This window comes from Kitasatospora sp. SC0581, from assembly GCF_048159585.1.
GTDB lineage: Bacteria > Actinomycetota > Actinomycetes > Streptomycetales > Streptomycetaceae > Kitasatospora.
In genome coordinates this window covers 127,466-142,018 of sequence record NZ_JBLRWA010000010.1, presented here as the reverse complement: position 1 = coordinate 142,018, position 14,553 = coordinate 127,466, and the positions used below count along the sequence as shown (strand labels likewise).

General features: G+C 74.5%; 12 protein-coding genes. 6 read left to right on the top strand and 6 right to left on the bottom strand.

Annotated elements, in window-relative coordinates; all coding sequences use genetic code 11:
- Positions 1-29 precede the first annotated feature (29 nt).
- Positions 30-3,875 (bottom strand): phosphodiester glycosidase family protein, encoded by a 3,846-nt coding sequence (locus tag ACLWS4_RS18500; RefSeq protein WP_416874645.1) that lies wholly within the window; start codon positions 3,873-3,875, stop codon positions 30-32.
- Between the two features lie 326 nt (positions 3,876-4,201).
- On the opposite strand from ACLWS4_RS18500, the gene ACLWS4_RS18495 reads away from it, so the two are divergent.
- Together ACLWS4_RS18495 and ACLWS4_RS18490 are read left to right on the top strand one after the other, a co-directional pair.
- A complete protein-coding gene (locus ACLWS4_RS18495; protein ID WP_416874644.1) occupies positions 4,202-5,089 on the top strand; it encodes a MerR family transcriptional regulator in 888 nt (295 codons plus the stop codon).
- A gap of 416 nt (positions 5,090-5,505) precedes the next feature.
- Positions 5,506-6,918, top strand: coding sequence for an MFS transporter (locus ACLWS4_RS18490; RefSeq protein ID WP_416874643.1), 1,413 nt, complete (start codon positions 5,506-5,508; stop codon positions 6,916-6,918).
- 113 nt (positions 6,919-7,031) lie between these two features.
- Here ACLWS4_RS18490 and ACLWS4_RS18485 read toward each other — a convergent pair whose 3' ends face one another.
- The gene (locus ACLWS4_RS18485) at positions 7,032-7,457 is read right to left on the bottom strand and encodes an NUDIX hydrolase (RefSeq protein ID WP_074005315.1); all 426 of its coding nucleotides are present in this window, start codon (positions 7,455-7,457) and stop codon (positions 7,032-7,034) included.
- A 210-nt stretch (positions 7,458-7,667) separates the two neighbouring features.
- On the opposite strand from ACLWS4_RS18485, the gene ACLWS4_RS18480 reads away from it, so the two are divergent.
- A complete protein-coding gene (locus ACLWS4_RS18480; protein WP_416874642.1) occupies positions 7,668-8,771 on the top strand; it encodes an NADH:flavin oxidoreductase/NADH oxidase in 1,104 nt (367 codons plus the stop codon).
- Between the two features lie 945 nt (positions 8,772-9,716).
- On the opposite strand, the gene ACLWS4_RS18475 is transcribed toward ACLWS4_RS18480, so the two are convergent.
- Complete coding sequence (locus ACLWS4_RS18475) at positions 9,717-10,235, bottom strand: hypothetical protein (protein ID WP_416874641.1); 519 nt, start codon at positions 10,233-10,235, stop codon at positions 9,717-9,719.
- A 263-nt stretch (positions 10,236-10,498) separates the two neighbouring features.
- On the opposite strand from ACLWS4_RS18475, the gene ACLWS4_RS18470 reads away from it, so the two are divergent.
- From ACLWS4_RS18470 to ACLWS4_RS18460, 3 genes are all read left to right on the top strand, one after another.
- Positions 10,499-10,993 carry a carboxymuconolactone decarboxylase family protein gene (locus ACLWS4_RS18470; RefSeq protein WP_416874640.1) on the top strand — a complete coding sequence of 165 codons (495 nt, stop codon included), beginning with the start codon at positions 10,499-10,501 and terminating at the stop codon, positions 10,991-10,993.
- 545 nt (positions 10,994-11,538) lie between these two features.
- Positions 11,539-11,781 (top strand): hypothetical protein, encoded by a 243-nt coding sequence (locus ACLWS4_RS18465; protein ID WP_049649932.1) that lies wholly within the window; start codon positions 11,539-11,541, stop codon positions 11,779-11,781.
- Between the two features lie 10 nt (positions 11,782-11,791).
- Positions 11,792-12,547: a helix-turn-helix domain-containing protein gene (locus ACLWS4_RS18460; RefSeq protein WP_416874639.1), complete on the top strand. Its 756-nt coding sequence runs from the start codon at positions 11,792-11,794 to the stop codon at positions 12,545-12,547.
- Positions 12,548-12,599: 52 nt separating this feature from the next.
- Here ACLWS4_RS18460 and ACLWS4_RS18455 read toward each other — a convergent pair whose 3' ends face one another.
- The 3 genes from ACLWS4_RS18455 to ACLWS4_RS18445 form a co-directional block, all read right to left on the bottom strand.
- Positions 12,600-13,013: a hypothetical protein gene (locus ACLWS4_RS18455; RefSeq protein WP_380777536.1), complete on the bottom strand. Its 414-nt coding sequence runs from the start codon at positions 13,011-13,013 to the stop codon at positions 12,600-12,602.
- Positions 13,014-13,142: 129 nt separating this feature from the next.
- Positions 13,143-13,358: a hypothetical protein gene (locus ACLWS4_RS18450; protein ID WP_416874638.1), complete on the bottom strand. Its 216-nt coding sequence runs from the start codon at positions 13,356-13,358 to the stop codon at positions 13,143-13,145.
- A gap of 4 nt (positions 13,359-13,362) precedes the next feature.
- On the bottom strand, positions 13,363-14,373 hold the full coding sequence (locus ACLWS4_RS18445; protein WP_416874689.1) for a zinc-binding alcohol dehydrogenase family protein: 1,011 nt from the start codon (positions 14,371-14,373) through the stop codon (positions 13,363-13,365).
- Positions 14,374-14,553: the final 180 nt, after the last annotated feature.

The window sequence follows — 14,553 nt, the reverse complement described above, 5'->3', positions numbered from 1 at the left end:
GTCACTGGCGGCGTGTCACCGACGGTCGGTCACAGCTTCGCGCACTGGCCGCCCTTCGGGCCGCTCACGGTGTTGGCGAGGCCGCCGTTCACCGGGGCCGGGGTGTTGCCGGAGCAGTCCAGCGGGCCGCGCACGGTAGTGCCGGCCAGCAGGGTGGCGCCCTTGTTGAGCGCGAGGTGGAGCGGGCCGGACAGGGTGGCGCGCAGGATCGCCGTGGTGCCGGTGGTGCCGCTGACGGCGACCGGGCCGTTGACGGTGGTGTCGCTCAGCACCAGGGTGTTCGCGCCGCGGGCGGAGAGCGGGCCGGACAGGACGGAGTCCAGCGCGACCAGGGAGGCTCCGGGCTGCACCAGGACCGGGCCGTCGACGGTGGCGCCCTGGAGGCAGGTGACGCCCGAGGTGACGGCGAGCGAGGAGTGCCGGCCGCGCACGGTGGTGGTGCAGGCGGGCAACGCGCCGACGGTGAGCGGCTGTTCGGCCTTCACCCCGCCGACGGTGACGCTCAGCGTCCCGCTGCCGGGGCGCAGCCCGGTCAGGGTGGCGGTGGCCGGGTCGTAGGCGGCGACGGCGGTGCGCGGGGCGCTCGCGGCGGTGCCGATGTGGACGGCGGTGCCGCCCCACTGGGCGGTGACGGGCCAGGCGACGGGCACGGTGCGCTCGCCGTCCTGGGTGAAGGTGGCGTGGACGGGGGCGGTTTCGAGCAGGCCGAGGGCGGTGGGGGCCTGGAGGTCGACGGTGTCGGCGCGGGCGCGGACCTCGGCGCGCAGCCAGGCGGAGGCGTCGTCGGCGGTGGCGTAGGGGTCGGTGACGCGGCCGGCGGCGGGGTTGACGCCGAGCATCGTCCAGCCGGTGAAGCCGCCGCGGTCGGGTTCGGCGGCGGGGCCCTTGCCGGAGTTGCCGTTGATCAGGTGCGGGACGCCGTCGATGCTCTGGGCGTGGAAGGCGCCGACGTGGCCGGTGACCATGGCGGCGGACTTGCCCTTGGTGCGGAAGTCGGCGAGCCACTGCTCGACGAGGGCGGCCTCCTTGCGGTCGCCGAGTTGGCTGCCCTGGTCGGGCAGCGGGTCGCGGGTGGGGTGGTGCTCGAAGAGCAGCAGGCCGGTGACGGACGGGTCCTGGGCGGCGCCGTCGAGGGCGGTGCGCAGGGTGGCGATCTGGTCGAAGCCGCTGCCGCGCAGGGTGCCGAGCGAGCTGTTGAGGGTGACGAAGCGGGTGCCCTTGACGTCGAAGACCTGGGTGGTGTCGCCGAAGGCGGCCTTGAAGTTGTCGATGGTGCCGGGGCCCATGACCTCGTGGTTGCCGGGCACGTAGTGCCAGGGGACGGTGTGGCCGGTGAGCTGGTCGAACTCGTCGAGGAGCGTGCGGGCGAGGGCGAAGTCGGCGGGGGCGGCCTCGTCGACGAAGTCGCCGTCGATGACGAGGAGTTCGGGTTTGGCGGCGGCGATGTCGCGCAGGGTGCGGCGGGCGGCCTGGACGATGTCGCTGTCGGGGCTGCGGGCGATGAACTGGGCGTCGGACATGACGGCGACGCGCAGCGGGCGGCCGTCGACGGTGCCGTGGGTGAGCACGACGGGGTCGGTGACCTTGGGCTGGACGGGCAGTTCGACGTCGGGGGCGACCTTGACGCGCAGGTCGGAGAGGGTGAGGGCGCCGGTGTAGGAGCGGGCGGCGCTGGTCTCCATCAGGCGGAAGCGCTGGAAGGTGAGCGGGTACTGGACGCCGGCGGGGACGGGGAACTCGACCTTGCGCCAGCCGGTCCAGGTGACCATCGGGGCGTCGAGGTTGGCGGTGACGCCGGCGGCGGTGCGGTACTGGACGCGCGGCCAGGCGCCGTTGCCGTCGCCCTCGATCCACATCGTGATCGAGCGGGGCTGGCCGGGCAGCACGATGCCCTCGGGGGCGATGGCGTACTGGCCGCGGGTGCCGGTGGAGTGGGTGAAGTCGTAGGCCAGGCGCAGGCCGTGGGTGCCGTCGGGGCCGGGGGCGGGGGCCGTCGAGCCGCCGGGGGCGCGGTCGTTGCCGGATTTCCAGGCGGCGGCGTCGGAGAAGTCGGCGAACGGCTTCTCGGTCATGCCGACGGTGACGGCGACGGCGCTCTCCAGGGTGCCGACGGTCAGTTTGAGGGTGGCGGACTTCCCGTCGGCCAGGGCCTTGAGGGCGATGGTGCCGTCGGGGGCGGCGCTCGTCTCGACCACGCCCTCGCCGCCGGTGACCTTGACGTCGGCGGCCTCGACGGGTGCGGTGTGGCCGAGCGCGTCGTAGCCGGTGACGGTGAGGCGGGCGGTGGCGCCGGCGCCTTCGAGGGCGATCGGCGCGCTGCCGGCGCTGACGCGTACCGCCGGGCCGAGCACGGTCAGCGGCAGGACGGCCTTCGCGGCGCCGGTGGCGGTGACGGCGACCTCGGCGGCGCCGGGGGCGCGGCCGGTGACGACCGCGTCCAGGCCGCGGCCCTCGACGCTCGCGGTGGCGCCGGTGGCGGTGGACCACGCGGTGGCGGGCGGCGTCGCGGTGACGGCGCCGTACGCCTCGTCGTGGGGCAGGGCACGCACGGTGCGGTGCAGGCCGGGGAAGAGGCGGGCGGCGGTGTCCACGGCCGGGGCCGGGCGCAGCCGGAAGCCCTTGGCCTGGCCGGATCCGGGGGTGGAGAACAGGCCGAGGCCGTTGGCGACGGCGCGCTCCCCGCCGTTGTCGGAGGGGCTGCTGACGGTGCCGGCGCGCTCGGCGCCGGGCAGGCGGGCGGCCATCGCGGCGGAGCCGCCGCCGTCCATGTTGAGCGCGTTGTGGGCGCCCATGTCGCGCAGCAGGACGGCGAGGTCGGGGAGGCTGATGCCGGGGCTGTCGGCCTGCCGGCCGTCGACGGTGACCAGGTACATGCGCCGGTTGTCGGCCGAGAAGCCCACGGCGGTACGGGCGTTGAGCTCGTTGCCGTCGTTCTCGCCGGAGCGCTGGGCGACGCCGTCGGCGACCAGGACCTGGTAGCCGCCGACGGCGACGGCGACCTCGCCGAAGGAGGCGCGCGGGCGGTAGCCGACGGAGACCCGGTCGCCGGGCCTGAGGTCGCGCAGGGCGCGGGCGCCGGCCTCGCGGCCGACCAGGACGGTGGCGCCCTCGGGGACGGCGGCGCCGAGCGTGTCGCGGACGGCGGTGACCCGGCCGTCGCGCAGTTCGACCTCGGCGACCTCGGCGGAGCCGTTGGCGACGTTGCCGCGGGTGGCGTCGCCCCAGGCGGGGGTGAAGACGCCGACGCCGTCGGCGGGCAGGCCGTAGGTGTTGACGCCGTTCAGCGTCAGCTCGCGGCCGCCGGGCAGGCTCGCGTGGCCCTCCAGGAAGACCTGGGCCATCCGGGCGAGGCCGTCGGTGCCGACGGTGACGGCCTGGTTCCAGCCCTCGACGGGGGCCTGGACCAGGCCGTCCTTGCGGGAGACGCCGACGCCGAGGGGGGCCTCGGAGGCGTTCATGTCGAAGTAGTCGCCGTTGATCGCGGCGACGGCTCCGGCGCCGCGGGCCATGTCGGTGACGCTCTGGCGGGTGGTCACCTTGCCGGAGGACAGGTAGTCGACGCTCAGGCCCTCGGTGTCCAGGTCGGCGACGAGGACCTTGCCGCGGATCCAGCCCGGGCCGCCGAGGCGGTCGAAGGAGGTCATGGTCAGGCCGGGGGCGATGGGGGTGACCTCGCGGCGGGTGACCACCGACTCCCCGGGGCGATCCAGGACCAGGTCGGGGTCGGCTTGCGCCCGGCTCGGCGCGGGGACCGGTGCGGCCCAGGCGGGTGCGGCGAGGCCGGGCAGGCCGGCGGCCAGCGCGGTGGCCAGCGCGAGCGCGCCCAGGGCGCGGCGGCGGGTGCGGGTGCGGGTGCCGGCGGGCGGGGGTGGCATGGGGGTCTCCTCGTGCGGCGGCGGGCTCGGGCGTCTCCGGCGGCGTGCGGGGCGCCGGAAGTGCCGTTCGCCCGCGGACGGTGCGGCCCGGGGGCGTTTCCTCCCAGGCCGCGGGCAGTCAACCGTGCACGGACGGCCTCCAGTTCACGCGCCGGTGAACCGGCCCGCTCGGCGCCGCGAACAGGCGGGCGGATCCGGTGGGAAGGCTGACGTACCGCCACAAAGGGGGTGCGGCTTGCCTCTCCGTGTCCGCCCCCTTCCGTGTTCGTCCCCTTCCGTGTTCGGCGTTTGCCTCTCCCCCTGGGGCAGGGGGCACAGTGGCGGGCGTGCAGGACGACACGATCACCATCGGCGAACTCGCCGCCCGGACCAGGCTCAGCCTCAAGGCCCTGCGGCTCTACGGCGCGCGGGGGCTGCTGCCGCCCGCCCTGGTCGACCCGCGCACCGGCGTGCGGCGGTACGGCCCGGCGCAGGTCGAGCGGGCCCGGCGGATCGCGCTGCTGCGCGCCGCCGGGCTGCCGCTGGCGCGGATCGCGGCGGTGCTGGACGCGGCCGAGTCGGACGGCGACGCGGGCGAACGGGAGCTGCTGGCGTACTGGCGGGAGCGGGAGGCCGAGCACGCGGCCCGCCGGGAGGCGGTGGGCTACGCCCGCGAGGTCCTGGCCGGACGGGGCACCGCCGTGTTCGAGGTCGCCGAGCGCGACGTGCCCGAGCAGCACGTCCTGTTCGTCCGGCGGCACGTGGACGCCGCCGCGCTGCCCGGCTTCCTCGCCGAGGCCTCCGGGCTGCTGCTCGGCCGGCTGCGGGAGGCGGGGGCGTGCCTGTCGGGGCCGCTGTTCGCGGTCTACCACGGCCTGGTGGGCGAGGACTGCGAGGCCCTGGTCGAGGTCTGCGCCCCCACCCCGGACGCGGTCGGGCCGCACGGCGTCGGGCCGCACGGCCCGTTCGCGGTGCGCGTCGAGCCCGCGCACCGCGAGGCGTACACCGCCCTGACCCGCCGGCGCACCGCCGCGATGGCCGCCGCCCACGACGCGGTCGCCGCCTGGGTCGCCGCCCGCGGGTACGGGCGGGGCGGGCCGAACCGGGAGGTGTACCACCCGAACTGGGCGACCGCCGGGCCGCTGGAGCACGTCGCGGACGTCGCCGTGCCGCTGGCGGTCGCGGTCTCGGGCGGCCCTCCGGGAGGAGCTGACGACGGGCTCACAACGGGCTGACGCCGCGCTCACGGCGGGCTCGTGACGGCGCCCCGGCGGTGACGCGGCGGGGTCGGTCCCGTACGGACGGGCACCGCCCCGGTGTGGAATGGGCCACATTCCAGGGGTCGTTGACGGTCCGAAGTGACCAGGGTCACGTCCGGCGCGCGTTCGCGGCGCCCGGCGGCGCGGCCCCGTGGCGGGACTGGGCGGGCGCCGTGGCGGCACGGGCGAAGGGCCCGTCCGCTTCGGGACCTTGGTCGCGAATCCCCTCGACCTTCGCCCCGGTGGCGCCCCCTCGGAACCGGGGCAACCGTGGACGGTCGCCCGTTGTGACCGGGCGGTGGCGCCGTCCGAGGTGGGCGGCGTCTTCCCCTGCCGTCTACCCGGCGCACGGTGCGCAGTGCGTGCCGTACGCTCCGGAGGACCCCAAGTACATGTCCCAGACCATCGACAACGCCCCGTATACCGCGTTCCACCGCAGGCTGGCCCTCGCCTGTTCGGGCGGACCCCTGCTCGACGGCTACATCCTGAGCATCGTCGGCGTCGCCCTGATCGGGATGCGCCCGGACCTCGGACTCTCCACCGCCGAGGTCAGCCTGATCGGCGCCGCCGCCCTGGTCGGCATGTTCGTCGGAGGCGCGCTCTTCGGCGTGCTGACCGACAAGATCGGCCGGGAGGTGATGTACACCGCCGACCTGCTCGTGATGGTCGCCTGCTCGGTGCTCTCCTTCTGGGTGGACGCGGTGTGGGCGATCACCCTGCTGCGCTTCGTACTCGGCATGGCCGTGGCCGCCGACTACCCCATCGCCACGTCGCTGCTCGCCGAGTGGCTGCCCGCCAAGAAGCGCGGCCGCCTGCTCGGGCAGCAGATCGTCGCCTGGTACGCCGGCTCGGTGCTCGCCTACGTGGTGGGCTACCTGTTCCTGGAGCTGGCCGGGCCGGGCAGCTGGCGGTGGATGCTGGCGAGCTCCACGGTGCTGTGCGTGGTGTTCCTGGTGATCCGCCGCGGCTCGCCGGAGTCGCCGCGCTGGCTGGCCGCCAACGGGCGGGTCGGTGACGCGGTGCGGGTGGTCGAGAAGCACCTCGGGGTCCGGGTCGACGGCCGGGAGCTGATGCCCGATCCGGCCGAGCGCGGCCGCCCCGCCGGACTGCGCCTGCTGATGACCCAGCCCTACCGGCGCCGCACCCTGTTCTGCGGCCTGTTCTTCATGTGCCAGGTCGGCCCGCTGTTCGCGATGCTCACCTTCGGCCCGCAGATCCTCTCCTCCTTCGGCATGCCGGGCGGCACCGTGATGGAGACCCTCGGCACCGGCCTGATCAGCCTCGTCTTCCTGCTCGGCTGCTACCCGGCGCTGCGCCTGATCGACACCCGCGGCCGCCGGCCCGTCATCATCTGGTCCTTCGCGCTGATGACCGTCCCGCTGGCACTGCTGGGCGTGTGGCCCACCGCCCCGGCCGCGATCGCGCTGCTGGCGCTGTGCGCTTACGCCTTCCTGTGCGGCGGGCCCAACGTGCTCGACTGGACGTACCCAAACGAGCTGTTCCCGACCGAGATCCGGGCCACCGCCGTGGGCGTCGCCACCTCGGTGAGCCGGATCGGCGCGGCCGTCGGCACCTACCTGCTGCCGCTGTCGCTGACCGGGCTGGGCACCGGCCCGACCATGCTGATCGCCGCCGGGGTCACCGCCCTCGGGCTGCTGGTCTGCGTGGCGTGGGCGGAGGAGACCCGCGGCACCGCACTGGGCGCCTCCCCGGCTTCCCCTGCCGCCCCTGCTGGTGCCTCCGCCGGTGTGCGGGCCGCGCGGGGCGCCGTTCCGGCGCAGCGGGTGGCGCAGACGGCGCGCTGACGGAGGACCGTCCGTGCCGTTTCGGCCCCCGCCCGCCCGGGCGGGGGCCGTCGCGGTCTGCGGGCCTGCGGGTCTTCGGGTCTCCGGGCCTCTGGGCGGGCCGGGCCTGCGGGTCAGGCCAGGTCGCCGCGTTCGCGCAGCAGGGGCAGGAGGTGGTCGCGGACGGCGGGGGCCAGGCGCAGGGTGTCGTCGCGGCCGTCGGTCCAGCGCAGGTCGGCGAGTTCGGCGGCGGGGACGGGCTCGCGGTCCAGGGTGGCGGTGAAGACGGTCATCAGCATGGGCACGCCTTCGAGGGCGGCGGTGGCGCGGATGTCGGTGAGGTGGCGGGGGTCGACCGGGGCCGCGCCGAGCTCCTCGCCCAGTTCGCGGGCCAGCGCCTGGAGGGCGTCCTCGCCGGGGTCGGGCTTGCCGCCGGGGAGGTAGAAGACCTCGGGGGCGGCCTGCTTGCTGACGACCAGGAGCCGGCCGTCCTGGATGATCGCGGCGGCGGCGACGGTGAGGGGCGTTTCCGGGATGCTGGTGGCTGCGGATTCGATCATGGAAGCGATTGTCGCAGGTGGGAGGGTGTCGGGAGGGCGCGCCGACGGGGAACCCTTGCGAGTCCGTGCGCACGCAACTATTGTTTACGAGTGTAAATGCAGCTGCAAAAGTTGCATGCTCGCCCTTGCATCGCCCTGCGTCCCTTGCTCCACCCCGCATCCTTGCTTCACCTGCGTCCTGGCGTCAGCCGACCCCACCGGGAGTCCGACATGAGCACCTCTCTCTTCGCCCCGCTCACCCTGCGGTCCCTGACCGTCCCCAACCGGATCTGGATGCCGGCGATGTGCCAGTACAGCGCGGCCCCGGACGGCGCCGCGGCCGGCGTCCCGACCGACTGGCACTTCACCCACCTCGCGGCCCGCGCCGCCGGCGGCACCGGGCTGATCATCACGGAAGCCACCGCGGTCAGCCCCGAGGGACGCATCAGCCCGTACGACCTCGGCATCTGGAACGACGAGCAGGCCGCCGCCTTCCGCCGGATCACCGCGTTCCTGAAGAGCCAGGGCACCGTCCCGGCCATCCAGCTCGCCCACGCCGGCCGCAAGGCCTCCACCGAGCGCACCTGGGTCGACCGCGGACGCCCCGTCGCCCCGGACGAGGAGCACGGCTGGACCCCGGTCGGCCCTGGCACCGAGGCCTTCTCCCCCGCCCACACCACGCCGGACGAGCTCACCGAGGAGCAGATCGGCGAGATCGTGCGGCAGTTCGCCGACGCCGCCCGGCGCGCGCTCGACGCAGGCTTCCAGGTCGCCGAGGTCCACGGCGCCCACGGCTACCTCGTGCACCAGTTCCTCTCCCCCCACACCAACCGGCGCACCGACGGCTACGGCGGCTCCTTCGAGGGCCGCATCCGCTTCGCGCTGGAGGTCGTCGACGCCGTCCGCTCGGTGTGGCCCGAGAACCTGCCGGTCTTCTTCCGCGTCTCCGCGACCGACTGGCTCACCGAGAACCCGGAGGACGGCCGCGAGGGCTGGACCTCCCAGGACACCGTCCGCCTCGCCAAGGAGCTCCGGGCCCACGGCGTCGACCTGCTCGACGTCTCCACCGGCGGCCTCGTCCCCGACGCCCGGATCGAGGCCGCGCCCGGCTTCCAGGTGCCCTTCGCCGAGGCCGTACGCCGCGAGACCGACCTGCCGGTGGCCGCCGTCGGCCTGATCACCGACCCCACCCAGGCCCAGGCCCTCCTCACCGAAGGCCGCACCGACGCCGTCCTGATCGGCCGCGAACTGCTGCGCGACCCCTACTGGGCCCGCCACGCCGCCACCACCCTCGGCGCCGAAGTCACCACCCCCATCCAGTACCACCGCTCCTGACCCCCGCCCCGCCCAGCGCAACGCGGGAAGTCGGCCCGACCGACTTCCCGATCCACCTCGCACGTGCACTTCCCCACCAACCGCCCGCGCAGCATGGGAAGTCGGCCCCGCCGACTTCCCAATCCGGCCCGCTCACCGCATTCACTCCACCAACTTCCCAACGCAGCACAGGAAGTCGAGCCCACCGACTTCCCACCCCACCTCGCACGGGCGCTCCCCCACCAGCCGCCCCGCGCGCACGCGACCTTGGCCCTACCGACTTCCCACTCACCCGCCCACACATCCCCAGCCAACGGAGCAGGGGCGAGGGCCCAGAGCAGCGAAGCACAGGAAGTCGGCCCCATCGACTTCTCACTCCGATCCGCTCGCCGCAGCCACCAACGGACCAGCACAGCGTGGGAAGTTGAGCCATCCGACTCCCATTTCACCCGCCCTCACCCAGCGAAGCCAGAAGGGAACGGAGTCGCGCAGCACGAGAAGTCGGACCCGCCGACTTCCCACTCCAGCCTCCGTGCTCATCCGCCACGCCGCGCAGGCCGGGGCCCAAAAAGAGGGACTGCCAGCCAACCTGCGGGCGGACGAGCGAGGCTGACCGAGCTGCAGCCGGCGAACATCGATGCGGCACGAGAAGTCGACTCCTCCTACTTCTCACTCCATTCCAACCCCCGCCCCCACCCGGCAGAGCGGTGTGTGTGTGGGTGATGGGAGTGTCGCACACAGGAAGTCGAGCCCACCGACTTCTCAATCACCCCGCCCACATCCCCACCCAGCGGGGCAGGGGCGAGGGGTCCGGAGCAACGAAGCAGGAAGTCGGGCCCGCTGACTTTCCGCTCCGGCCCGCGCGCCCACCCTCCATTCTGTGCGGGCTGGGGCCCGGGAACTGCGGGTGGGCGAGGGGTGGCGGGAGTGGCATGGCGTGGAAAGTCGGGGTGGGCGAGGGGTGGGTCAGGTGTTCTGCCGGCCCGGGATCTCGGTGGTGTCGGGGTCGATGGGGCTGGCGTCGCTCAGGTCTTCCACTCTCAGTGGCTGTTGGCCGTCGAAGACGACCGCGAGGCCGTAGGGGTCGCAGATGGGCAGGCGGCCTTCGGCGAAGTGGAGGTGCCACTCGTCGAGGTAGAAGTTGAGCTGGGGGGAGTCCAGTGGGAGGTCCGCGGCCGGCAGGCGGAGGTAGGGCTGTGACTCCGCTTCGGTGAGGCCGAAGAGGGCCGGGTCGGCCGCCACTGCCTCGCGCACGAAGTGGAGCGCCGTCTCGAGGTAGTGGTCGATCCTGCCGAGGACCTCGGCGACCAGGGGGAGGTCGGCCCGGTCGAGGTCGTCGGTGTCTTCGAGCAGGATGTTGGCCTCGACGGGGGCGCCGTACAGCGTGCTCCTCGGTGCCTGGTCGATGCTCCAGACTCTCAGGCCGTCAGGACCGCGGGCGGGGAGCAGCCGTCCGATGCCGTTGCGGAAGACGTTCGGGGGCATGGCGACTCCGTCTCGCGGGACTCGGGACTCTGGGCGCGGCCGCAGGGGGCTGCGACCGTTCCCTCGGATGGTACGGCCGCAGGAAATCTTTCGGCTCAGCCAGGGCGCAGTGATGGCATTTCAGGGGGTCTGGACCGCAAATTTTCCTGCGGGGCGGGGTGCGTGTCGGATTTGAGTTGGAGCGCACTCCAAGTTCTACGGTTTCTGCCGTGGTCGCCGCCGCACGTGGTCGGCGGCGCGGGAACGGGAGAGGAGCGGCGCCGATGAGCAGGTCCGCGCACGAGGCCGAGGTCCGCCGGGAGCGTTTCGCGCACGGGTTGGAGGTGCTGGAGCGGATCGACGGCGAGGTCGGGCGGCGGGTGGTGGACGCGCTGGGCGACGTCAGTCCGGAGCTCGGGCACCAGGTGGTCGCCTGGGGGTTCGGGGAGATCTACAGCCGGCCGGGGCTGCCGCCGCGCGATCGGCAGTTGGTCACCCTGGGCATGCTCACCGCGCTCGGCGGGTGCGAGCCGCAGCTGGAGGTCCATGTCAACGCCTCGCTGAACGTCGGGCTCACGCCGCAGGAGATCGTCGAGGCGCTGCTGCACTCCGCCGGCTACTGCGGCTTCCCGAAGGCCCTGAACGCCACCTTCGTCGCCAAGAAGGTGTTCGGCGAGCGCGGCCTGCTGCCGGTCGCGGCGGACCGGCAGGACGACCAGCGGGACGACCGGCGGGAGGACCGGCCGACGGACCGGCAGGCGGGCCGGCCGACCGACTGACCGGCAGCCGGCCGACGGACCGACCGGCCCGGTGGTGCGGACTTCGGCGCGGCAGAGGGTGCCGCAGCTGGCCCGCCCTGCTGGAACAGGGCAAGCCGGATCCCCTGGATGGTGTCGAGTGGCAACGGCCGGGGAGACCGCGTGCATGGGGCGCGACAGGCCAATGCCGCGCCGGGCCCTGGCGCCTCCGGCTCCTGGCCGGGGCTGGGCTGGTGCGGGGCGCTCACCCCGCCGATATCCACTGAGGATGGCGTTTCGATTTCCTCGCGGCAAGCCCGAAAGTGCGCGGGAGGTCGGACGCGGCGGGTAGCGGGACCCGGGGGTGCGGACGGCCGGACGTCCGTGAGCTGCGAATTCCTTCTGACGGTTTTTCAATTTCGACTGGGACAAGGCGAGAAACGGCGGCGTAAACCGTTGGACCGCCCCCGTGGTACACGGCGACCCTGTGCGTGGGTGTCCAGCCCGCCCGGCTCTGGAAGGCCGGACGGGCGCGTGAGGACCCCGGTCGAGTGGCAGCAACCGCAACCCAGCGAAGCGGAGACCGCATGGAACAGCAGTACACCCCGGCCGCGAACGCGGCGTGCGTCGAGGTCCGGACGGCCCCCGGCATCCCGGTGCCGGTCCCGGCCACCGTGCTCGTGGTCGTCGTCCTCCTCCTCACCACCGCCCTGACCACCCTCGGCACCCCCGCCCGCACCGCCGTCGCCACCCTGGCCGGCGCCGGACTGCTCGGCATAGAGCTGGTCCGCCGCCTGGCCGAGGCGCTCACCGTCCACCGGGCCCGCTAGGAGGCGGCCGGTGGGGCGCCTGAACAGCGCCCTGGCTGAGCAGGACAAGGAGGTCCGGACGCTCGCGCGGTGGCTGCGCGGACTGCGCGAGCGCTCCGGCCTCACCTACAGCCAGATGGCGTGCAAGACCGTCGAATTCACCCGGCCCGTCTCCCTCGCCACCCTCTCCCGCGCGGACGAGGGCCGTACGGTGCCGACCTGGCCGGTCACCGAGGCCTACGTCCGGGCCTGCGGCGGCTCGGTGCGCACCGCCGAGCGGCTGTGGCTGCGCGCCGACGCCCGCCGGCCCGGCCGGAGGGGGAAGGTCGCGGGCTGCGGACCGGCCGCGCACCGGGCCCTGCGGTACGTCACGGAGCGTTCCGAACTGCTCGTCGCCATGCGGCGGTTGCGGCTGCGCGCCGGGAGCCCGACCCTGCGCGAGCTGGAGACCCGCGCGGTGCGGGGCGCGGTGAGCCACCTGCCGCGCAGCACCCTGCACGGGGTGCTGGCGGGCGAGCGGGACTGCACCGAGCGGGTCCTCGTCGAGTTCGTCCGGGCCTGCGGGGTGGGCCCGGCGGAGGAGGGCGAGTGGGTCGCGGCCCTGCGCCGCACCACCGGGGCGCCGCCCCCGCCGTCCTCCCAGCCCGACGTCCGCCGCCAACTCGCCGAGGCCCACGCGGAGATCCGGCACCTGCGCCGCGCCCTCGGCAGCCGCCCGGCGCGGGAAGTCGGCCCGTCCGACTTCCCGCGCCACACCGGCCGGTTGGCGGGACGGCCCGTCCCCTGACCGGGAGGCCCCGCCCCGCGTGCCGGAGCGGGAAGCCGGCCCGGCCGACGTTTCATGCCGTGGCCGGTGGCTCCTCCTCGGGCAGCAGGTACCGGCCGAGGTGCGCCGTGAGGAACGCGGCGATCGTCTCCGCGTCGGTGGACTCCGCGGGCAGGTCACCCGGGCGGGGCTGGTGGATCCTGATGAGTTCGTCCCTCAACCGGGCGTCGAGAAGCGGCGCTTGGTAGCTGTCGATGGTCCCGCGGTAGAACAACCAGTCGAAGATCCTGACGGCGGGGCAGCGGCCGGACTGCGGCTCGTCCGACAGGTGGCTGTCCCCCCAGGCGCCGACGTAGACGTAGTCCGCGCGCCTAAGGGCTCCGTCGAGGTGCGGGGTGGGGTGGTCCTTCAGGTTCCAGTAGCTGCGGGCTTCGGCTTCGGGTACGGGTTCCGGGAACGCGGCAAGCCAGAGACGGAATTCGAACACCGGAACAGCCTGGCAGACCCGCACCGGATCCACCGCCACTTCCGCTCCCCCGCTCCCCCGCGCCCGCCGAGGGCGCCCGCGCCGGCACGGGCTGAACGGGGATCCGGCGGGCGCGGGCGGGGGCGGGGGTCAGTCTCCCGGGCGGCGGCGCAGCCATCGGTAGAGCAGGGCGGCCGTGGCGGCGCCGGTGGCCAGGACGGCGGCGTCGAGCCAGGCGGGCACGGCCGGGTCCTGCCCGTGGTGCTGGTAGACGCCGGACAGCAGGGCCCGGGCGGCCAGGGCCGCCACCGCCCCGGCGCCGGTGGCGATGAGGGCCTCGATCTGGCCGGTGCGGCGGGAGGGCACCGGCTCAGAACCCGGTGAGGGTCGTCTTGCCGATCGCCGTACCGGACTCCTGGAGGCGGTGGGCCGCCCGGAGGTTGGCGGCGTTGACGGGGCCGAGGTCGCGGGTGGCGGTGGTGGTGAGGACGCCCGCGTCCACCAGGCGGGCGACCCGGTCGAGGATGCGATGCTGCACCGCCCGGTCGGCGGTGGCGTGCAGGGAGCGGGTGAACATGAACTCCCAGTGGAAGGAGATGCTCTTGCCCTTGAGGACGCCGATGTCCAGGGAGTCGAAGTCGTCGACGGCGACGATGCCGCCGAAGGGCTTCAGGGCCCCGGCGTAGGCGGTGAGGTTGCGGTCGGTGGCGACGGTGCTGAAGACGTGGTCGAGGCCGCCGGGGGCGACCTCGGCCAGCTGCGGGCCGAGCGGGCGGCTGTGGTCGATCACGTGGTCGGCGCCCATGCGGCGGGCGAAGTCGGCCGATTCCGGGCGGGAGGCGGTGCCGATCACGGTCAGGCCGGTGAGGGCGCGGGCGAGTTGGGTGACGAGGGAGCCGACGCCGCCCGCGGCGGCGGTCACCAGCAGGGTGCCGCCCTGCTCCGGTCCGCCGGTGCCCAGGCCGAGGCGTTCGAAGAGGCCCTCCCAGGCGGTGAGCGCGGTCAGCGGGAGCGCGGCGGCCCCGGCGAAGGAGAGGGTGGCGGGCTTGCGTCCGACCAGGCGCTCGTCCACCGCGTGGTAGCGGGAGTCGGCGCCGGGCCGGTCCAGGGCGCCGGCGTAGTACACCTCGTCGCCGACCCGGAACAGCTCCGTCTGCGGGCCGACCGCGACCACGGTGCCGGCCGCGTCCCAGCCCAGCACCCGCGGCTCGCCGCCCGGGTCGGCGCTCTGGCGGACCTTGTGGTCCACCGGGTTGACGCCCACCGCCTCGACCCGCACCAGCAGGTCGCGCGGGCCCGGCCGGGGCACCGGCAGCTCGACGTCGAGCAGGCTCTGCGGGTCGTCGACCGGCAGGCTCCGGCGGTAGGCGACGGCGGGCATCGTCGCCGGGATCCCGGCGGTCTCGGGCGTCGGGGGCGTCGCGGGCACGGCGGTCATCAGGGCTCTCCTCCTCGGGCCACCCGGGGTGTCCGGGCACGTCGGAGACGGTATGCGGAAGGTAGTGGTTACCCGCAAGGACCATTGGTACCCGTTGGGTACCGAAGCAGTACCCAACGGGTA

What these genes read in the sequence shown, in the direction of transcription:
- ACLWS4_RS18465 (WP_049649932.1), top strand. Translation starts at nt 11,539, where the DNA reads ATGGAACAGCAGTACACCCCGGCCGCGAACGCGGCGTGCGTCGAGGTC.
- ACLWS4_RS18475 (WP_416874641.1), bottom strand. Translation starts at nt 10,235, where the DNA reads ATGCCCCCGAACGTCTTCCGCAACGGCATCGGACGGCTGCTCCCCGCC.
- ACLWS4_RS18490 (WP_416874643.1), top strand. Translation starts at nt 5,506, where the DNA reads ATGTCCCAGACCATCGACAACGCCCCGTATACCGCGTTCCACCGCAGG.
- ACLWS4_RS18500 (WP_416874645.1), bottom strand. Translation starts at nt 3,875, where the DNA reads ATGCCACCCCCGCCCGCCGGCACCCGCACCCGCACCCGCCGCCGCGCC.
- ACLWS4_RS18485 (WP_074005315.1), bottom strand. Translation starts at nt 7,457, where the DNA reads ATGATCGAATCCGCAGCCACCAGCATCCCGGAAACGCCCCTCACCGTC.
- ACLWS4_RS18480 (WP_416874642.1), top strand. Translation starts at nt 7,668, where the DNA reads ATGAGCACCTCTCTCTTCGCCCCGCTCACCCTGCGGTCCCTGACCGTC.
- ACLWS4_RS18445 (WP_416874689.1), bottom strand. Translation starts at nt 14,373, where the DNA reads ATGCCCGCCGTCGCCTACCGCCGGAGCCTGCCGGTCGACGACCCGCAG.
- ACLWS4_RS18470 (WP_416874640.1), top strand. Translation starts at nt 10,499, where the DNA reads ATGAGCAGGTCCGCGCACGAGGCCGAGGTCCGCCGGGAGCGTTTCGCG.